This window comes from Ruegeria sp. BG8, assembly GCF_056538325.1.
Genome location: NZ_JBQFSZ010000003.1, coordinates 205,048 through 223,786, shown reverse-complemented (window position 1 = coordinate 223,786; position 18,739 = coordinate 205,048). Strand labels below are relative to the sequence as shown.

General features: G+C 56.7%; 17 protein-coding genes. 11 read left to right on the top strand and 6 right to left on the bottom strand.

Features of this window, described 5'->3' with window-relative positions; translation table 11 throughout:
- Nucleotides 1-29: 29 nt before the first annotated feature.
- Complete coding sequence (locus ACR0DG_RS08600; RefSeq protein WP_480696250.1) at nt 30-764, bottom strand: glutamine amidotransferase; 735 nt, start codon at nt 762-764, stop codon at nt 30-32.
- 16 nt (nt 765-780) lie between these two features.
- Nucleotides 781-2,553 (bottom strand): SLC13 family permease, encoded by a 1,773-nt coding sequence (locus ACR0DG_RS08595; RefSeq protein ID WP_480696248.1) that lies wholly within the window; start codon nt 2,551-2,553, stop codon nt 781-783.
- Nucleotides 2,554-2,663: 110 nt separating this feature from the next.
- Between ACR0DG_RS08595 and ACR0DG_RS08590 the strand changes: the two genes are divergently transcribed.
- Both ACR0DG_RS08590 and ACR0DG_RS08585 read left to right on the top strand, forming a co-directional pair.
- Complete coding sequence (locus tag ACR0DG_RS08590; RefSeq protein WP_480696246.1) at nt 2,664-3,404, top strand: YebC/PmpR family DNA-binding transcriptional regulator; 741 nt, start codon at nt 2,664-2,666, stop codon at nt 3,402-3,404.
- Nucleotides 3,405-3,588: 184 nt separating this feature from the next.
- Nucleotides 3,589-4,890 (top strand): MFS transporter, encoded by a 1,302-nt coding sequence (locus tag ACR0DG_RS08585; protein ID WP_480696244.1) that lies wholly within the window; start codon nt 3,589-3,591, stop codon nt 4,888-4,890.
- Here ACR0DG_RS08585 and ACR0DG_RS08580 read toward each other — a convergent pair.
- Complete coding sequence (locus ACR0DG_RS08580) at nt 4,887-5,777, bottom strand: LysR family transcriptional regulator ArgP (RefSeq protein ID WP_480696242.1); 891 nt, start codon at nt 5,775-5,777, stop codon at nt 4,887-4,889. The two genes, ACR0DG_RS08585 and ACR0DG_RS08580, sit on opposite strands and share 4 nt — an antisense overlap.
- A gap of 86 nt (nt 5,778-5,863) precedes the next feature.
- Here ACR0DG_RS08580 and lysE point away from each other — a divergent pair, with 86 nt between their 5' ends.
- The 6 genes from lysE to ACR0DG_RS08550 all read left to right on the top strand — a co-directional run bounded on the left by lysE (nt 5,864) and on the right by ACR0DG_RS08550 (nt 11,638).
- The gene (gene lysE / locus ACR0DG_RS08575; protein ID WP_480696240.1) at nt 5,864-6,463 is read left to right on the top strand and encodes an L-lysine exporter; all 600 of its coding nucleotides are present in this window, start codon (nt 5,864-5,866) and stop codon (nt 6,461-6,463) included.
- 40 nt (nt 6,464-6,503) lie between these two features.
- The gene (locus ACR0DG_RS08570; protein ID WP_480696238.1) at nt 6,504-7,412 is read left to right on the top strand and encodes a DMT family transporter; all 909 of its coding nucleotides are present in this window, start codon (nt 6,504-6,506) and stop codon (nt 7,410-7,412) included.
- Nucleotides 7,413-7,502: 90 nt separating this feature from the next.
- Complete coding sequence (betI, locus tag ACR0DG_RS08565; RefSeq protein WP_480696237.1) at nt 7,503-8,075, top strand: choline-binding transcriptional repressor BetI; 573 nt, start codon at nt 7,503-7,505, stop codon at nt 8,073-8,075.
- Entirely contained in the window at nt 8,072-9,580 is a 1,509-nt protein-coding gene (gene betC, locus ACR0DG_RS08560; RefSeq protein ID WP_480696235.1) for a choline-sulfatase, read from the top strand. The genes betI and betC overlap by 4 nt, the downstream gene beginning before the upstream one ends.
- Before the next feature lie 81 nt (nt 9,581-9,661).
- Nucleotides 9,662-11,320 (top strand): choline dehydrogenase, encoded by a 1,659-nt coding sequence (gene betA / locus ACR0DG_RS08555; protein ID WP_480696233.1) that lies wholly within the window; start codon nt 9,662-9,664, stop codon nt 11,318-11,320.
- 78 nt (nt 11,321-11,398) lie between these two features.
- Nucleotides 11,399-11,638 (top strand): HP1242/YdcH family protein, encoded by a 240-nt coding sequence (locus tag ACR0DG_RS08550; protein ID WP_480696231.1) that lies wholly within the window; start codon nt 11,399-11,401, stop codon nt 11,636-11,638.
- A gap of 73 nt (nt 11,639-11,711) precedes the next feature.
- Here ACR0DG_RS08550 and ACR0DG_RS08545 read toward each other — a convergent pair whose 3' ends face one another.
- Nucleotides 11,712-13,112, bottom strand: coding sequence for a helix-turn-helix domain-containing protein (locus ACR0DG_RS08545; protein ID WP_480696229.1), 1,401 nt, complete (start codon nt 13,110-13,112; stop codon nt 11,712-11,714).
- Nucleotides 13,113-13,176: 64 nt separating this feature from the next.
- Nucleotides 13,177-14,382, bottom strand: a complete 1,206-nt coding sequence (locus ACR0DG_RS08540) for a multidrug effflux MFS transporter (protein WP_480696227.1) — start codon at nt 14,380-14,382, stop codon at nt 13,177-13,179.
- A gap of 183 nt (nt 14,383-14,565) precedes the next feature.
- Here ACR0DG_RS08540 and ACR0DG_RS08535 point away from each other — a divergent pair, with 183 nt between their 5' ends.
- The 3 genes from ACR0DG_RS08535 to ACR0DG_RS08525 all read left to right on the top strand — a co-directional run bounded on the left by ACR0DG_RS08535 (nt 14,566) and on the right by ACR0DG_RS08525 (nt 17,172).
- On the top strand, nt 14,566-16,098 hold the full coding sequence (locus ACR0DG_RS08535; RefSeq protein ID WP_480696225.1) for an acyl-CoA carboxylase subunit beta: 1,533 nt from the start codon (nt 14,566-14,568) through the stop codon (nt 16,096-16,098).
- Nucleotides 16,099-16,196: 98 nt separating this feature from the next.
- Nucleotides 16,197-16,682, top strand: coding sequence for a DUF6497 family protein (locus tag ACR0DG_RS08530; protein WP_480696223.1), 486 nt, complete (start codon nt 16,197-16,199; stop codon nt 16,680-16,682).
- Nucleotides 16,683-16,818: 136 nt separating this feature from the next.
- Entirely contained in the window at nt 16,819-17,172 is a 354-nt protein-coding gene (locus ACR0DG_RS08525) for a hypothetical protein (RefSeq protein ID WP_480696221.1), read from the top strand.
- A gap of 86 nt (nt 17,173-17,258) precedes the next feature.
- Here ACR0DG_RS08525 and ACR0DG_RS08520 read toward each other — a convergent pair whose 3' ends face one another.
- Nucleotides 17,259-18,410, bottom strand: coding sequence for a DcaP family trimeric outer membrane transporter (locus tag ACR0DG_RS08520; RefSeq protein WP_480696219.1), 1,152 nt, complete (start codon nt 18,408-18,410; stop codon nt 17,259-17,261).
- Nucleotides 18,411-18,739 lie beyond the last annotated feature (329 nt).

The window sequence follows — 18,739 nt, the reverse complement described above, 5'->3', positions numbered from 1 at the left end:
GCGACCGATCAGGCAACAGCGCCGTTGGGTCACGCGTAACGTTCTGCAAATCGGCGAAGGATTATGGCGGGTTGCGTGACATTCGCGGCATGACAGATGTCGATCAGCCTTTGGGCGTCCTCGGGCGGGAAATAGCCGTGGTGTTTATAGATATTGATACGCTCTTCAAAGTCGCGCGCATCGGCTTCGGGATGGAATTGCGTGGCGTAAACATTCTGACCCCACCGGACCATCTGAAACGGGCAGGGGTCTGATGACAACAGGTGGGTACAGCCCTCGGGCAGCGCCTGAACGGCCTCTTTGTGGCCGACCAAGGCGTCGAACGCTGGTTCCAAGCCTGCGGTCAGGGGGTCTTGTCGCCCCGCGTCGGTCAGGTGGCAGGTCGATGGTCCAACCGGTTCGCTGTACCGTTCCTTGCTGACGTTGCCGCCCAGATGTGCCGCCAGAATACCCAATCCGTAGCAGCAGCCCATGAATGGGTGATCGTGGGCTGTGATCTGGGGCATCAGGCCCATGATTGCTGCCTCGACCCGGGTATCTATGGCCGATTTGGTAGCAGGGTCATCGCTGACACAGCCCGGACCGCCACCAACGATCACTCCGGCGTAGTCCCTGACATCCAGGCCATCCGGCAGCTCTTCGCAGTCCAGCCGGATACGGAGCGTTCGGTCGGGTGTCAGGCCGGTTTTGTGCAGGATTGATGCGTATTCGGCATCCGAGGCGTCGGTCTCGGGGCGTAGTTGCAAAATCAGAAATCGTTTCATGAGATGGGTTTTCACATCACAGCGGCCAGAACACAAGAATGGCAGGGACCGAGACCGCGACGATCAGGATTTCAAGCGGCAATCCCATGCGCCAGTAATCGCCGAACCGATAGCCGCCGGGTCCAAGAACCAGTGTATTATTCTTGTGCCCTATCGGGGTCAGAAAAGCGGCCGAGGCGGCAACGGCAACGGTCATGAGGAAAGGATCTGGCGAAACGTCCAGACTGCGCGCCATCTGTATCCCAACGGGTGCCGCCACAATCGCGGTCGCCGTGTTGTTCAGCACATCCGACAACGTCATGGTCACCACCATCAAGACCGTGAGAATGGCCCAGGCGGGCATTCCGTTCGTGAGGTGGATCAGGCCGTTCGCAATCAGCTCGGTCCCACCAGAGTTTTCCAGCGCGCTCCCCAATGGGATCATCGATCCGAGCAGAACCACCACAGGCCACTCAATATGGTTGTAGATATCGGTGATCGGCATGATCTTGGTCAGCACATAGGCGACCACGACCAATCCCAGCGCGATGGGCAGGTATATCAGCCCGATACTGGCGGCGAGTACGGCAGCGGCGAACAGACCAATGGCCAATCCGGCCTTGTCATTCGCCGTAACGTTAAGCCCCCGCTGCGCGAGGGGAAGGCATCCCAACCATTCGGTCACATCGACGCTTCGGTCGCGCGGGCACAGCAGTAGAAGAATATCACCGGCTTCAACCTCGGTCTTACGAACCTGCTCGGTGATGCTGCGGCCCTGACGAGAGATGCCCATTAGAACCGTGCTTTGCCGCCACGCAAGGCCCAAACCCTGAGCTGTGCGCCCGGTAATGCGCGCGTTTTCCGTGGCGACCACCTCGATCACTTCAAGCCCGTCGCCCTCGGCAGTCAGCAGTTCCTGACGCCGGGTGTCCGAAAAATCCAGGTTCAGTGCGGCGCGGAATTCATCCAGCGCTTCGGGGCGGGCTTCAAGAACCAGGGCGTCTCCTTGTTTCAGCGTGGCATGGGCAGATCTGCCATAACGCCGCTTCCCGTCCCGGATCAGGCCGATGATGGCGACGTCGGATTTTTCGGCGTCTTCGTACAGCTCGCCCACCCGTTTTCCGATCTGCGCGGATTCGGGTGGTATCGTGAGTTCCGCTATGTATGCCGCCAACGCCTCAGACGTTTCGGTCTGGGGTCCACGGTTGGGGATCAAACGCCACCCGACCAGTGCGACAAAAGCCAGACCGGCAAGCGCGGCAACCCCGCCAACGGGGGCAAAATCGAACATGCGAAACGGTTCACCCAGTGTTTCTGCCCGGATCGAGGCGATGATGATATTGGGCGGCGTCCCGATCAGCGTCACCATCCCGCCAAGAATGGTGGCAAAGCTTAGCGGCATCAGGCTCAGCCCCACCGACCGACCCGCTTTGCGCGCGGTCTGTATGTCCACAGGCATGAGCAGCGCCAGCGCTGCAACGTTGTTCATGAAAGCAGACAGAACCGCACCGATCCCACCCATCAGCGCGATATGGGCGCCAAGTCCGCGGGACGCATCCACAAGCGAGCGTGTGATCAGAAACACCGCGCCGGAACGGACCAGACCCGCGGATACGACCAGTACCAATGCGACGATGATCGTTGCTGGATGACCGAAACCCGCAAAGGCATCGTCAACTGGCACCACTCCCAGAACGACCCCGATCAGCAGGGCGGAAAACGCGACAAGGTCGTATCTGAAACGGCCCCAAAGAAGCATTCCAAAGACTGTAGCGAAAAGGACAAAAAGAATGATTTGATCGGTCGTCATGCCGCCACCATACCTGCGAACGGCTTTCGGGCAAGCGGCTCTCTTGATCATGCCCCCTGCAAACGTCTATATGAGCGCCGAACACGCAATCACGATGACGAGGACGCACCATGGCAGGCCACTCCAAATGGGCCAATATCCAGCACCGCAAGGGACGTCAGGACGCCGCGCGGTCCAAATTGTTTTCCAAACTGTCGAAAGAGATCACAGTCGCTGCCAAGATGGGCGACCCCGATCCCGACAAGAACCCGCGCCTGCGTCTGGCCGTAAAAGAAGCCAAGTCGAACTCGGTTCCCAAAGATGTGATTGATCGCGCGATCAAGAAGTCGGTTGCAGGTGAAGGCGACGAATACGAAGAAATCCGGTACGAGGGCTACGGCCCCAATGGTGTGGCCGTGATCGTTGAGACGATGACCGACAACCGCAACCGGACGGCCTCGACCGTGCGGTCGACCTTTTCCAAGAATGGCGGCAATTTGGGTGAAACCGGCTCGGTCGGGTTCATGTTCGATCGCAAGGGCGAGGTGGTTTATCCCGCTTCGGCAGGCGATGCTGATACCATCTTTGAAGCGGCTATCGAGGCCGGCGCAGAAGATGTCGAAAGCTCGGAAGATGGCCATATCATCTGGTGTGCGGATACTGACCTGAACGACGTTTCAAACGCACTGGAAGCAGCGCTGGGTGAAACCGAGTCGACCAAACTGGTCTGGAAACCCACGACCACGACCGAATTGGGACTGGAAGATATGCAAAAGCTGATGAAGCTGGTGGATGCTCTGGAAGACGACGATGACGTTCAGCGCGTTACAACTAATTTCGAAGCATCCGATGAGGTTATGGCGCAGCTTTAAACTGAGCCAATAGCGCAATTGCAAAACCCGGCCTATTGGCCGGGTTTTTTTGTCCGCCGTGCAGACATTCAAGGCTGCGACAGCAACAGGTTCAGACCGTTCGGGATCACTGGCACTTGGCCGCTCAATCCTGACTCGTTAAGGTCTTGGCAATGCCCAGATCATTCCGGAGGTTTAGCGATCTGTGACGGAACTTGATCAGAAACAGGGCCTGAAGAACGCTGCAGAAGCTTCTGAAAAACGGAATTTTCCTGTTTTGGCCGGGCAGGGTATCTTGTCTCAGGTTGCTTGGACACTTGGAAGCCCGTCGATCGTTCTGCCATTTCTTGCCGTTTCCCTTGAATTGCCGATGTTTGTTGCCGGGGCGCTGGTATCGGTGCGTATGGCCGGCAGCATGATTTCCGATGTTTTTCTGGCGCGCCCGCTTTCAGCGCAAAAACGAAAGAAACGCGGTATTGCGCTGACCGAGATCGCCATCGGGATGTGTCTGTTGGTGGCATTAGCCATGGGAACAACAGGTATTGTTCCTTTGATTGCAGTGGCTTTTGTGGCGATGTTCTTTGCGATTGGTTTGATCGAAGAAGTGCAAGAGCTTCTGTACACAGACCTCTTGGGGGATCATGTCCAATCCAAGTCACGGATGATCATGCGTTACCTGCAACTGGGTGTCGGTGGATTAGGGGCAATTGGCTTGGCTCTTTTGGTGCATGAAATCACCAAAGAGAACCCGCCATTCTCTCGTCACTCGGCGGTGATTGGCGTTTCGGTGACGTTTTTCATTCTGTCTGGCCTGTCAATTTTGGCGATGTCTGAAATTACGCGTGACGAAGCCTCAGATGCGATAGGAACGTCTGCTAAGAAACGAAAGTTCAAGGAAAATTTCACCGATATAACATCGATGTTCAAACAGGCTTGGTTCCGTCACTACATGGTGATGCGGTTTCCTTTGGTTGTCGTGTCACTGTCGGTTCCGTTCTTTGCCCTGATCGCGGCCGAGGCGCATCATTCTTCCGCCAAGGGTCTGACGGCGATGATCGTGTCCTCTGCGTCGGGGTATCTTGTCTCAGCGCCGTTATGGCAGTTGGTCAACATGAAGTCCCATCGCGCTGTGATGGTGACGGGGACCTTGATGGCCGCAGTGACGGGTACAACGCTTTTGACATTTCATTTTCTGCACTTGGATCATGACGTTCACTTGCACGCTATTGCCCTGTTTGTGGTAACCGTGGCGGTGACCGGCATTAACAGCGCGCGCAGATTGTATTTCCTTGACGTCGCGCCCAAGGATCAGCGCGTAAAGGGTGCAGCGGCAGTCAAAAGTATCTGCCGTGTCACCGGTGTTGTTCTTTCAGTGATGCTTGCCGCTATCGCGCATACGCAAGAGGTCGCCTGGGCGATCGTCTTCATCGTTCTTGTCAGCTTTTACGCCGCGATTACCTGCTATCGCGTTGTCGTGCCCCAATCTGCCAAGACGGTTCAAACCTAACCGTCGCAAGCCCGCAAGGACTGTTTCGCGCTGTCTTTTACAGCTTTTGTCAGTGAACCAAGGGCGGGCGCCAATATGCGGCTGACCTGCCATGTCAACGGCACATCGTAGGGGGCATCGGGCACTAACACGGACAGCCTTCCTTCGGCTACGGCCGCATCCACCAATTGTTCGGGATTCATTCCCCATCCCAAGCCAACCTCTGCAGCATCGACAAAGCCATGTGACGACGCAAGGAAGTGCGAAGGTGGCGAAAGCTTGCGCCCCGTTTGTTGTGTAATCCAAGCCTTTTGCAGGCCGTCCTTACGGTTGAAGGTTAAGCAGGGGGCATTGCTAAGACTGTTTTCGTTGACGCCGTCCTTGAACCATTTTTGCATGAACTCCGGGCTTGCGGTCGCCAGATACCTGAACGCGCCCAACGCAATCGCGTCACATCCCGAGACTGTTTGGCCCCCTACGGTCACGGCGGCGCTGACTTCTCCTCGGCGCAGCCAATCGGCGGAATAGTCCTGATCGTCGATGACAAGATCAAACAGCATATCATCTACTTGCGCCATGGCATTAATGAACCAGGTCGCGAGGCTGTCCGCAGGAACCGCGATCCGAATGCGGGCCGGGCCAGATTTGCGGTCAAGCGTCAACTCGCGCGCCAGTTTGGCTTCGAGCAGGCCGATATCCTCCGCATGTTGCGCAATACGAAGGCCCATCGGGGTGGCAGTGCACGGTACGCCACGATTGATCAAAGTCGCTCCAACACGGTCCTCTAAGGCTTTGATCCGTTGGGAAATTGCAGAAGGCGTCACCGATAGATCAATCGCGGCAGTCTCAAAGCTGCCGTGTCGTAGAATTGCGGTGAGCGCAGATAGATGGTTGGGATCCAGCAGCATTAGGGAAACTAATTCAGAGTGAAGATCTTTAATTTGATAGCGGTGCCCGATGGTCGTAGTCAACGCGTCCAACTGTAGGAGGTTTCATGTCTGCGTCGCTTTTCGCTGGTTTTGCGTTGGGTTTTAGCCTGATCCTTGCGATTGGGGCCCAGAACGCCTTTGTCCTGAGGCAGGGTTTGCGGCGCGAGCACGTATTTCCCCTTTGCCTGACATGTGCTGTATCTGACGCGATCCTGATTGCTGCGGGCGTGGCGGGATTTGGTACTCTGGCGAAAGCTTTGCCGTGGTTCGAAATCGTTATGCGGTATGGCGGGGCTCTTTTTCTGACGTGGTATGGCATCCGAAGCCTTCAATCCGCCTGGCGCGGTGGATCGGCCTTGGAGGTCGGTGAAAGCAAGGGCGCCAGTCTGAAGTCCGTATTGCTGACCGCGTTGGCTTTTACATGGCTGAACCCGCACGTTTATTTGGATACGGTGGTTCTGATCGGGTCTATATCTGCCCAATACGAAGACCGGTTGTTCTTTGCTTTAGGAGCGATGACAGCCAGCTTTGTTTTCTTTTTTTCGCTGGGATACGGCGCCGGGGTGCTGTCACCAGTATTTGCAAGGCCGCGTGCGTGGCAGGTACTGGATGTACTGATTGGATTTGTGATGCTGGCTATCGCAGCAAAGCTTGTGATGATGTGAGGGGTTGTCCCCGACTGACATTCGGTGTTGAACCGTTAACATGACAAGTTTAGCCGCTTCTTCTCGCCCCATCGCGGGGATGTTCTGGATGTTCTCCGCTGGGATTTCCTTTGTGGTGATGACGGCGCTGGTCAAGTCATTGGGGTCAAGCATGAACCCCATTCAAGCTGCGTTTTTGCGGTTCGTCTTCGGTTTGGTTTTTCTGCTGCCCGCATTAAAACTGATCCTTGCAACTCATATGACCCGTCATCACCTGGCGCTGTTCGGGGTGCGGGGCATTGTTCACGCCGTCGCCGTGATGATGTGGTTTTTCTCGATGACCCAAATCCCGTTGGCCGAGGTGACGGCCATGAACTACATGACCCCCGTGTATGTTACGCTCGGGGCCGTACTGTTTCTGGGTGAAAAGCTGGCGTTCCGGCGTATTGCGGCCATTGGCGTGGCGTTGATCGGGGTCGCGATCATTCTGCGCCCCGGATTTCGCGAAGTCTCGATGGGTCACCTGAGCATGCTGGTGACATCCCTGATGCTAGGGGCCTCGTATCTGCTGGCCAAGATGCTGGTCCGAGATCTGCCGCCATCAGTTGTGGTGGCGCACATGTCGATTTGGGTAACTATCGCCCTTGTTCCGTTCGCAGTCGCTGTCTGGACATCTCCAAGCCTCTATGAGCTGGGCGTTCTGTTTCTGGTGGCAAGCTTTGCGACGTTGGGCCACTACTTCATGACGCTTGCCCTGCAGGCTGCTCCGGTGGCTGTGACGCAGCCCGTGACCTTCTTGCAGCTGATTTGGGCCACGTTGATGGGCGCTTTGGTCTTTCATGAAAGCGTCGACATCTGGGTGGTCGCAGGCGGTACCCTGATTCTGTCTGCGGTCAGCTTTATCGCATGGCGCGAGGCCGTGCTGAACCGAAGCAGCCTGACCACGCCCAGTATCGCACCCAAACTTTGAACCTTTGTCTGTTGTGAAATTCGTTGTTGATTGACGGATCAATAAAAACCTCCTAGCGTTTTTTCGTAAACCGCGGGTGAGGGTGCAAGAATGCCAAAACTGGGAATGGAGCCGATCCGCCGGGATGCGATTGTCAAGGCGACGATTGCCGAACTCGGGTCGAAAAAATCCCTTGACGTGACTGTAAGTCAGATAGCCAAACGTGCTGGCATGTCCAGCGCGCTGGCGCATCACTACTTTGGCGGTAAGGACCAGATTTTTCTGGCGGCGATGCGACGTATCCTTTCGGATTTCAGTGACGAAGTTCGGCTTGCACTCCGGTCCGCTGCGCCGGACGAGCGGGCACAGGCCATCATACGGTCCTGTTTCGCGCCATCCTGTTTTACGCCAGACGTCATTTCTTCATGGATGACTTTCTACGTATTGGCGCAAACGAATGAAGAGGCGCTGCGTCTTTGGCAGGTTTATCAGGCGCGTATTAGGTCGAACCTCATCCACGCTTTGCGCCCGTTGCTGTCGGACCCCGTAGAAGCGGCCGAGGATATGGTCGCCCTGATTGACGGTTTGTATATCCGCGCCGCCCTCAGCGCCCCGGAAGAGCCGCAGCTGGCTGTTAACCACGCGATGCGGGTGCTTGGTACGTTCCTCGAGGCAGAAAAATGACACAACCCAATATTTTGATCCTGATGGTGGATCAACTCAACGGGACCCTCTTTCCGGACGGTCCCGCGGATTGGCTTCATGCGCCGAACCTCAAGAAGTTAGCCGCGCGTTCGACGCGTTTCGCCCATGCCTATACGGCATCACCCCTTTGTGCACCGGGGCGTGCCAGCTTTATGTCCGGTCAACTGCCGTCGCGCACAGGCGTCTACGACAACGCCGCTGAGTTTCGCAGTGATATCCCGACATACGCGCATCATCTGCGGCGCGCGGGCTATTACACATGCCTGTCTGGCAAAATGCACTTTGTGGGCCCGGATCAGTTACATGGGTTCGAGGACCGCCTGACCACCGATATCTATCCAGCCGATTTCGGCTGGACACCGGACTATCGTAAGCCCGGTGAGCGGATTGACTGGTGGTATCACAATATGGGCTCTGTCACAGGTGCGGGGATCGCCGAAATCTCTAACCAGATGGAGTATGACGACGAAGTTGCCTATAACGCCAAAGCCAAACTTTATGATCTGGCCCGCGGCAAGGACGAGCGCCCCTGGTGCGTGACGGTCAGTTTCACCCACCCACACGACCCGTATGTCGCGCGGCGGAAGTACTGGGACCTCTACGAAGATTGCGAACATCTGCTGCCTGCCGTTTCAGACATCGGGTACGACAATCAGGACCCTCACTCACAACGTATTTTCGACGCAAACGACTGGCGTAGCTTTGACATCTCGGAAGATGACATTCGACGGTCGCGCCGCGCCTATTTTGCGAATATCTCGTATCTGGACGACAAGATAGGCGAAATTCTCGAAGTGCTTGAGACAACCCGCCAAGAGGCGACTATCCTGTTTGTCTCGGATCACGGCGACATGCTGGGTGAACGTGGTCTGTGGTTCAAGATGACCTTCTTCGAAGGCTCGTCGCGGGTGCCGCTGATGATTTCGTCACCTGATCTTCCGGCGGGGCGCATAGATACCCCGGTTTCGACTGTCGATGTGACGCCAACGCTAGGGGCTTTGGCGGGCGTCGACATGGCCGAGATTGCGCCATGGACCGATGGCCAAGACCTTGTGCCTTTGGCAAATGGTACAGAACGGACCGCGCCAGTCGCGATGGAATACGCGGCCGAGGCGTCCTATGCGCCGTTGGTTTCTTTGCGTTATGGCAAGTGGAAATACAACCGCTGTGCGCTGGACCCGGATCAGCTCTTCGATCTGGAGGCCGATCCACATGAATTGACCAATCTCGCCGGGCGGCCGGAACACGCGGGGACCTTGCAAACCCTGCGTGCCAAGTCTGAGGCGCGTTGGGATCTGGATGCCTTCGACGCGGATGTGCGGGCCAGTCAGGCCCGTCGTTGGGTCGTCTACGAAGCTTTGCGGCAGGGCGGGTATTACCCGTGGGATTATCAGCCGCTGCAAAAAGCGTCTGAACGGTACATGCGCAACCACATGGACCTGAACATCGTCGAGGAAAGCCAGCGCTTTCCACGCGGAGAGTAACTCAAGAATTAGCAATACCCCTTCGGTCTCATTTGTGTCTTTCAGCGGAAAGCCGGGGCCATGGGCAATGGAGTGCCTTAAATGGAAGCAGATTTCGTCATCGTCGGCGCAGGTTCCGCAGGCTGCGCGATGGCATACAGACTTAGCGAGGCAGGGGCCTCGGTTCTGGTGATTGAACATGGTGGCACGGATGCTGGCCCCTTTATCCAGATGCCCGCCGCGCTGAGTTATCCGATGAACATGGCGCGATACGACTGGGGTTACCAATCCGAACCCGAGCCGCATATGAACAACCGCCGTCTGGCTTGCCCGCGGGGCAAAGTGATTGGCGGTTCGTCTTCGATCAATGGGATGGTCTATGTGCGGGGTCACGCGCGTGACTTTGACACCTGGGCCGAGATGGGGGCCGACGGTTGGTCGTATGCCGATGTTCTGCCCTACTATAAGCGGATGGAGACATGGCACGACGGCGGCCACGGTGGAGATGCCACATGGCGTGGAACAGATGGGCCGCTGCATGTCTCGCGCGGGCCGCGTACGAACCCTCTGTTTCAGGCCTTTGTCGATGCGGGCCGGCAGGCGGGATACGAAGTCACGGGCGACTACAACGGCGAAAAGCAGGAAGGCTTTGGGCCGATGGAGCAGACCGTCTGGCAAGGGCGGCGCTGGTCGGCGGCAAACGCGTATCTGCGACCCGCGCTCAAGCGTGAAAACTGCGAATTGGTGCGCGGCCTCGCGACACGCGTTGTGATGGAAGACGGTCACGCAAGGGGCGTTGAGCTTATCCGGGGCGGAACCACGGAAGTCATCCGTGCTCGCCGCGAGGTTATTCTTGCAGCTTCGTCCATCAACTCTCCCAAGTTATTGATGCTGTCCGGAATTGGTCCAGCCGCTCATCTGGCCGAGCACGGAATAGATGTGGTCGCGGACCGACCGGGAGTGGGCGCAAACCTGCAGGATCACCTTGAACTGTACATCCAGCAGGCGTCCTTGCAGCCGATCACACTGTACAAACACTGGAACCTGATCAGCAAAGGGTTGATCGGTGCGCAGTGGCTGTTCACCAAGACCGGGCTTGGGACTTCGAACCAGTTCGAAAGCGCGGCTTTCATCCGATCGAAGCCCGGAGTGGAATATCCGGACATTCAGTACCACTTCCTTCCGATCGCGGTACGCTATGATGGGCAGGTTGCGCCCGAAGGGCACGGGTTTCAGGCGCATGTGGGGCCGATGCGGTCCCCGTCGCGTGGAGCGGTGACCTTGCGGTCGGCCCGACCCGAAGATGCGCCCGTGATCCGGTTCAACTACATGAGCCACGAGGAAGACTGGGAAGACTTCCGCACTTGCATTCGCCTGACGCGCGAAATCTTTGGCCAGGACGCGTTCAAACCCTTTGCAGGGAAAGAAATCCAGCCCGGCGCTGATGTGCAGACAGATGAAGAACTGGATGCCTTTGTCGCCGAACATGCCGAGAGCGCTTATCACCCTTGCGGAACCTGCCGAATGGGCCGGGCGGATGACCAAAATGCTGTGGTTGACCCCGAAGGTCGGGTGATCGGAGTGACAGGCCTGCGCGTTGCAGACAGTTCGGTTTTTCCACAGATCACCAATGGCAACCTCAACGCGCCGTCGATCATGGTGGGCGAGAAGGTGTCCGATAGCGTGTTGGGCAAAGACCCGTTGCCAAAAGCGAATGATCAGCCCTGGGTGCATCCGCAATGGGCGACGGCACAGCGTTAATTTGATCCGCGTCAAAGCGGGGTGTGCGAAACATCTTTAGACCTGAATCGTAACGACCAATTTAAGGAGCGAACAGGAATGTCCCACACCCCGCATGAACTGGCCGAAGAATTCCCGGACAAGGTTGAACTGATGAGCCAGCTCAAGCAATCGGACGCGCATTTTGCGCGTCTGGCGGATGAGTATCACGAGATCAACCGCGTCGTGCACCGCGCCGAAACCAATGTCGAGCCGATGGAGGAGTTGGCCGAGGTTGATCTGCGTAAGAAGCGTGCGGCGCTCAAGGATCAGATCTGGTCGATTTTGTCCAAAGCGTAAGTTACAGGCGGGGGCTCTGCCCCCGTCGCGGCAAGCCGCGACTCCCCCGGGATATTTTTTAGCCAGGCGAAGATCAGGTCACTTCGTAGGGCAGGGTCCCGCGGATATGGGCGTCGATGGCCAGGCGTCTTTCTAAAGGCGGGACAGAGCGTTGGTGGCAATTTTGCCGTTCGCAAATTCGGCAAGAAATTCCGATGGGTTCGTAGGCGCTGGCGTTGTTGATGTCGAGGTTGTCGGCGTAGACAAGCGCCTCGGCGTGACGGACTTCGCATCCCAGGGCTATGGCATAGCGGCGTACTGGCGCGCCGAAGGACCCACCTGATTTCGAAACATCCCGTGCAAGAGAGATGTATTGCACACCGTCAGGCGTTTCTGCCAACTGCCTCAGAAAGTGACCCGGCGTTTCGAAGGCGCGGTGCACGTTCCACAAGGGGCAAGCGCCACCGAAACGGGCAAATTGAAGTCGCGTTGCCGAGTGGCGTTTTGTGATGGTGCCTGCCTGATCCACTCGTACAAAAAAGAACGGTATACCCTTGGCGCCCGGGCGTTGAAGGGTGGATAAGCGGTGCGCGACCTGCTCGATCGAGGCACCGAAACGGTTGCTGAGCAGCTCAAGATCATGGCGGCAGTCCTGCGCTGCTGCGAGAAACGCACCATACGGCATCAGGGATGCGCCGGCGAAATAATTAGCCAATCCGATCTTGGCGATTGCCCGGGCCTCTTCGGTTTGGAATTTCGCGAAATCCAGTGTCGCCTCAAGCAGCTTGTCCTGATTGAGAAGGGCGACTTGCAGCAGCAGTTGGAACACCTGTGTTGGCGGTGCGCTGCGCGAGGATAGCAGCAGCGTTTTGCTTTCATCATCATACTTCCGGGTTTCGGCAATGTCGGCCAGTTGAACCCGGATGTCCTGTTCTCCCAAGTTGTCGATCGCCGCGGCCCGGATACCGCCTTTTTCCTGCGCGCGGTTTGCAAAACGTTCTGCGGCGCGATCGACGGCGTCAATGTAGTTGTCGCAGTAGTGGAAGAAGTCCCGCACCTCTTCCCACGGGCTGGCTTGTATCTGGGCGTCTTCGCGCCCCAGCGCTTCGTCCAAGGAGGCAAGCCGTTCATGGGTTTGGCGATAGGTTCTGTGCAAAGCGATGAATGCCCGCGCCAGTGCGGGTGCGTTCGAGGCTGTCAGGCGCAGATCGGCCAGCGGGGGAATTGCGTCGTCGAAAATCGGATCGGCAAATGCCTCGCGCATATCGGACACAAGGCGTTCGCTGTCACCGGTACTAAGCTCGGTCACGTCCATGCCGAATTCTTGCGCCAGGGCCAAGACAACCGTTGTTGAAATCGGACGGTTGTTATTCTCCATCTGGTTAAGGTAGGGCAGGGAAACCCCTAACTTTGCAGCGAATTCTTTCTGGGTCAGCGTCAGCCGTGTCCGCATTTCACGCAGTTTCGCGCCAGCATAGAGCTTTTGGGTCGCCATGTCGGGCCTTTGCAATTATTCGGGTGGGGCAAGCTAGCTTTGCAAACCGCCTGACGCAAGAGTCTTACAGGCCCAATTGTCTTTCGCGGCGGATCACCGAGGTGATGGCGAGGATCGCAAGCAGGGCGGTCGTCAGCATGAGCCATAATAGCGGCATTGCCCCGGTGTCGTGTGTCAGCAGGTTGCCAGCCAGCGCGCTGAGCCCCGCGCCGCCGCCCAACATTATCGCTCCGCTCAAACCGGAAGCGGTTGCGGCCAGGTGCGGACGGACAGACAGGGCCCCAGAGGTCGCGTTTGGAATGGTCATGCCGTTGCCAATTCCGACGAAGGTCATGAACCCAAAAAAGCTTAAGGCAGTCCCGAAGCCTGTCAGGAAAAACAGTGAGGACAGCAGGACACCTGTTGCGTTCATCACGCAGCCCCAAAACACCATGCGGTTGACGCCGAAGCGGACCGAGTACCGACCACTGATGAAGTTACCAAGGAAATAGCCGACGGCGGGGGCGCCGAAATAAATTCCAACCTCTGCAGCGCTCAGGCCGAAAAGCTCTGTGCCGATGAAGGGTGCGCCACCCAAATATGCAAAGAAGGCACCAGAAGAAAGCGCTGAAGACAGCGAGTATCCCCAAAAGCGCGGAGAGCTAAGCAGCTCAGGGTACTCGCGGAACTGTTGAAGCAGAGTTTTGCCGCTTTTGGATGATGTCTCACCAAAGTCCGAGTAGGTCAGGGCTAAAGTCAGCACACCCAAGGCAAAAGGCAGCCAGAAATTCGCTTTCCAGCCGAAGCTTTCCTCGAGAATGCCGCCAATGGCAGGGCCGATCATGGGGACGACTGCCATGCCCATCGTGACATAGCCGATCATCGAGGCCGCCTGGTCCTGATCGAACAGGTCGCGCACGGCGGCCCGGCTAAGGACCATCCCTGTCACGACGCAAGCCTGACACATCCTGAAAAGAAGAAACGCTTCGGCGTTGGGCGCATAGATGCAGCCGATCGTTGCTATCAGGAACAGCGTAAGCCCCCACAGCAGCACTGGCCTGCGGCCCATGTTGTCGGCGAGTGGTCCGATTAAAATCTGTAGAATGGCGCTAACCAGCAGGTACAAAGCGACAGAAAGTTGCATAACCTTGTATTCGACCTCGAAGTACAAAGTCATGTTGGGCAGGCTGGGTAGGAACAGGTTCAGGCTGAGCGCAGAGAGCCCCGACAGCAAAACAAGGGTGCCAATTTTGGGAGGCGTACGATGCGCCGAAGAGGAACTGAACTGCATGGTTCACATGTATAAGCGTCGTTCCAGCAATTGCCATCCATATGGATGGCAAAAATCGATACTTAGCAAATTTACAGTTTTCCAAACAAATGTTGCCAAAGATTTGCAAATTTGCCGAAAGTTGCTTTGGCGTTGAGCCATATGCGTATAGGGTCCCGCAAAATTCAATAGGGGATCATCGCCATGAAAGACATCCTGACCGAGCTTGAAGGACGCCGCAATAACGCCCGTTTGGGTGGTGGACAAAAGCGGATCGACGCACAGCATGGGCGCGGTAAGCTGACAGCCCGCGAGCGGATTGAGCTGTTGTTGGACGAAGACAGCTTTGAAGAGTTCGACATGTTTGTCAGCCATCGCTGCACTGATTTTGGTATGGAAAATCAGAAGCCTGCTGGCGACGGTGTTGTCACCGGTTGGGGTACGATCAATGGTCGGATGGTCTATGTGTTCAGTCAGGACTTTACGGTTTTTGGTGGATCACTGTCCGAAACGCATGCGCAGAAAATCTGTAAGATCATGGATATGGCAATTCAGAACGGCGCGCCTGTGATTGGAATCAACGACTCGGGCGGCGCGCGCATTCAGGAAGGCGTCGCATCTCTGGCCGGGTATGCCGAAGTTTTCCAGCGCAATATCATGGCTTCGGGTGTGGTGCCACAGATCAGTGTGATTATGGGGCCGTGCGCTGGTGGGGCTGTGTATAGCCCGGCAATGACAGACTTTATCTTCATGGTCAAAGACACCTCATACATGTTCGTAACCGGACCCGACGTGGTGAAGACTGTCACCAACGAGGTTGTAACCGCCGAAGAACTGGGGGGTGCATCAACTCATACCAAGAAATCGTCGGTTGCAGATGGCGCCTTTGAAAATGACGTTGAGGCGCTGGCCGAGGTCCGCCGCCTCGTGGATTTCCTGCCGCTGAACAACCGTGAAAAGCCGCCCGTGCGCCCGTTCTTCGATGAACCCGACCGTGTCGAAACCTCGCTGGACACGCTGATCCCCGACAATCCGAATACCCCCTATGATATGAAAGAGCTGATCACGAAGATCGCGGACGAGGGCGATTTTTACGAGATCCAGGAAGACTACGCCAAAAACATCATCACCGGTTTTGTCCGGCTTGAGGGGCAGACGGTGGGTATCGTCGCCAACCAGCCGATGGTTCTGGCTGGGTGTCTGGACATTGACAGCTCACGCAAAGCTGCGCGGTTCGTGCGCTTTTGCGACTGTTTTGAAATCCCGATCCTGACGCTGGTCGATGTGCCGGGCTTTTTGCCGGGGACGTCGCAGGAATATGGCGGTGTTATCAAACACGGCGCCAAGCTGCTGTTTGCATACGGCGAAGCGACGGTTCCAAAAGTCACCGTTATTACCCGTAAAGCGTATGGTGGTGCCTATGACGTTATGGCGTCAAAGCATTTGCGGGGCGACTTCAACTATGCGTGGCCAACGGCTGAGATCGCCGTTATGGGCGCAAAAGGTGCGACCGAGATCATCCACCGCGCAGATCTTGGCGACGCAGAAAAGATTGCCCAACATACGCAGGACTACGAAGACCGTTTTGCCAACCCCTTTGTCGCCGCCGAGCGCGGGTTCATCGACGAGGTGATCATGCCGCAGTCGACGCGTCGGCGCGTGTCGAGGGCATTCGCCAGCTTGCGGAACAAGCAGCTGAAAAACCCGTGGAAAAAGCACGACAACATTCCGCTCTAACGCGCGGGCAGGGCTGGGTTTTCAAAGCTCGCCCTGCAACGGCGAATAGGTTGGTTTTTTTCCCAGGGCAAATTTGACTTTGAGGGTAAAGCTGGTAAATGAGTGCTCTTATCAGAGATAGAAAAGCGCGGGCCAAAAGCCAAGCGCGCGCAATCCCGGAGAGAGGAGCTCACCCTAGGTGGGTCCGGGATTGCGCCTTTATTCTGTCGCTGCTGGCGCTGTCCACTGCTGCTTTTCCCCAGGCTGAAAACCTATTGCCTGTCCCCTCTGGTCAGCCCGTTCATCTCACGGATGTCTTGCTGGACAATAACCCGGGTGAGCTATGGGTGCGTTTTCGTTTCATCGCGCCAAAGATCGGATCTGACGTCGGACGCATCGGGTACGATGTCGCCTCGATAGACATGGAGCACCTGTGTCAAACCTTGGCCGTTGCGTATGTCGCGGAATACGAGCTGAACCCTGCCAGGGTTGTCATATCGCTGTCTGATCGTCCGATAGAATTCGGGCGATCCGCACCCGACGCAACACAGTTCTTCGAAGCCTACCGGTTGGAACAATCGCAGTGTATCTGGGAGGGGCTCTGACAATGAAACCCGGTTTTCAGACAGGCAGAGCGTTTCAGTTCAGAAATGCGGCTTTGGAGGTACGCGATATGACCTCATCCTTCATCGGATGTGATTTGTTTTACTCGGGATGCGTCGACACGGGCGAGGGATTGCCATGTTAAAGCATCGTGGTTTTCCGGGCCGTCTGGCCGGTACAGACTTTCAGTTTACCATCCGCCGGGCAAATCCCAAGGGGGTTACACCGCTGACCACCCGAGAGCGTTTTCGTGATCGCAAACCTGCCGACCGTCGTGCAGACACCGCCTTCATGGAGGCGCTGTGGAACCATTTTGGGGATCAGCCCTTTGAGCGCGGAAATCTCGACGCGGGTCGTCTGAGCTGGCTGTTCGGACGCGAGGTCGTTGCTGCCGAGGATCCGTTTGATCCGGCAAGTTACGATGCGTTGCTGGTGATTGATTTGGATGTCGCGAAGGCGTCATTCCCTGACATCTTCGATGGTGTACGCTGAACGTGGATAGGGCGATTGCATATCGCAGTTTTGGGTTCAGCCCAAGTAAAGCCCTGCCCCGTGGGGGACAGGGTCGTGATATGCGATCAGAAGTTCAACTGAGCCGCAAGCTGAACACGGCTTGCGTCGAAGTCTTGCCCCGAGATCACGTCGTTCCGCTCGCCGTAGATGTATTCGGCGCTGAGCGTCAGCGTTTCGGTTGCCTGGTAGAACGCGTTGACGTGGATCGTCTCAAGCTCGGTGAAGGCCAGCGTGCCGGTCGAGGTCGGCAGGTCGTAGTCTTCGTAACCGTAGGCGATACCGACGTTCCACTTGGGTCCGATATCCTGACGCAATTCAACGGTGAAACCGTCAACGTCGTTGGCTTCGCCGCCAACAATCGCGTCGCCGACACCAATCAGCCAGGGGCCAAGGGCCTCACCGGTAACGTAGTTAACCTGGAACAGGCCACCTTCCCACAGACGCGCCGAGCCGGACAGGGTCAGACCGGTCTGGTCAACCTCAACACCACCGTCTTCCGCTTTACCGTAGAGAACAGCGCCGCGGGCAACGTACTTGCCGTCGTTGTATTCAGCAGACGCGGTCAGAACCGGATCGTCCGAGTTCGAAGCGCTGACGTTTTGTTCGATCGATACAGCGAATTCAGCATTCGGCGAGAACGCGTTGGTGTAACGGACCTGCGGAACACGGGCGAAGGCGATACCAACCGGACCGTTAAATTCGACCGAGGTCGGGTAAGTGTCCAGCGGCTGGAAGTTCGTCCAGAACTGACCGATCAGCCACTGATCGCCGATCCGGATGTTCGCGTGACGCAGACGCAGTTCGGCAGTGCCGTTGCTGGCGAACAGGTCGACTTCCAATTGTGCGCCAAGATCGCCGATGGCGCTGGGCGTATTGGTCAGCAAGCCGATCCGCGACTGACGAACGGTCGTACCGAAAGTACCGCTGGTGGCATTATCAGGCTCACCAACAACGTTCACGAAGGCGGTGTCGCCTTGCTCGAAGTCAAAGTCATAGAAAAAGTCAGCTTTGATATAGCCGTAGACGTCCAGGGTCGTGTTGCCGATCCTGAACTCGCCGGGGGTGGAACCTGGTCCCTGAGACTCCAGAGCTTCGATCCGGAGACGCAGGTTCTCCAGCTCGGACTGTGTGTCTGCATCCTGGGCATAAGCAAGCGTGCCTGTCACACTAAGCGCAGTGGCAGCGAGCAGAGATGCCGTTTTTCTCATTGTAATCATTTGGATGTTTCCTTGTGTGCGAGTGTGCACGCGCAAACTTCCACGCACGAGGTTTTGTGGGAAATCACGAAATTGGGACTTTGGGACGTCGATCGCTCAAGAAAAATTGCGAAAAAATCGCCGCGAAATCACACGAAGGTGAACCGATCGGTTAACCTTATGAACTCAGTGTTTTTTCCATTCGATATCGCGTGTGCAAAACGTGATGCCGCACCTGCAACATCCGTGAATGGTCGCGAGGTTTGTAACGACAACGTGACAGATTCTGAGGGGTTGGTACGTGAATATGCACGGATCCGCATCGGCGCATATTTGCGCGACCTTGCGCT

Excerpts from the sequence above, each read along its gene's own strand:
- ACR0DG_RS08600 (WP_480696250.1), bottom strand. The coding sequence starts at position 764 with ATGAAACGATTTCTGATTTTGCAACTACGCCCCGAGACCGACGCCTCG.
- ACR0DG_RS08595 (WP_480696248.1), bottom strand. The coding sequence starts at position 2,553 with ATGACGACCGATCAAATCATTCTTTTTGTCCTTTTCGCTACAGTCTTT.
- ACR0DG_RS08590 (WP_480696246.1), top strand. The coding sequence starts at position 2,664 with ATGGCAGGCCACTCCAAATGGGCCAATATCCAGCACCGCAAGGGACGT.
- ACR0DG_RS08580 (WP_480696242.1), bottom strand. The coding sequence starts at position 5,777 with ATGCTGCTGGATCCCAACCATCTATCTGCGCTCACCGCAATTCTACGA.
- lysE (WP_480696240.1), top strand. The coding sequence starts at position 5,864 with ATGTCTGCGTCGCTTTTCGCTGGTTTTGCGTTGGGTTTTAGCCTGATC.
- ACR0DG_RS08570 (WP_480696238.1), top strand. The coding sequence starts at position 6,504 with ATGACAAGTTTAGCCGCTTCTTCTCGCCCCATCGCGGGGATGTTCTGG.
- betI (WP_480696237.1), top strand. The coding sequence starts at position 7,503 with ATGCCAAAACTGGGAATGGAGCCGATCCGCCGGGATGCGATTGTCAAG.
- betC (WP_480696235.1), top strand. The coding sequence starts at position 8,072 with ATGACACAACCCAATATTTTGATCCTGATGGTGGATCAACTCAACGGG.
- betA (WP_480696233.1), top strand. The coding sequence starts at position 9,662 with ATGGAAGCAGATTTCGTCATCGTCGGCGCAGGTTCCGCAGGCTGCGCG.
- ACR0DG_RS08550 (WP_480696231.1), top strand. The coding sequence starts at position 11,399 with ATGTCCCACACCCCGCATGAACTGGCCGAAGAATTCCCGGACAAGGTT.
- ACR0DG_RS08545 (WP_480696229.1), bottom strand. The coding sequence starts at position 13,112 with ATGGCGACCCAAAAGCTCTATGCTGGCGCGAAACTGCGTGAAATGCGG.
- ACR0DG_RS08540 (WP_480696227.1), bottom strand. The coding sequence starts at position 14,382 with ATGCAGTTCAGTTCCTCTTCGGCGCATCGTACGCCTCCCAAAATTGGC.
- ACR0DG_RS08535 (WP_480696225.1), top strand. The coding sequence starts at position 14,566 with ATGAAAGACATCCTGACCGAGCTTGAAGGACGCCGCAATAACGCCCGT.
- ACR0DG_RS08530 (WP_480696223.1), top strand. The coding sequence starts at position 16,197 with ATGAGTGCTCTTATCAGAGATAGAAAAGCGCGGGCCAAAAGCCAAGCG.
- ACR0DG_RS08525 (WP_480696221.1), top strand. The coding sequence starts at position 16,819 with ATGTTAAAGCATCGTGGTTTTCCGGGCCGTCTGGCCGGTACAGACTTT.
- ACR0DG_RS08520 (WP_480696219.1), bottom strand. The coding sequence starts at position 18,410 with ATGATTACAATGAGAAAAACGGCATCTCTGCTCGCTGCCACTGCGCTT.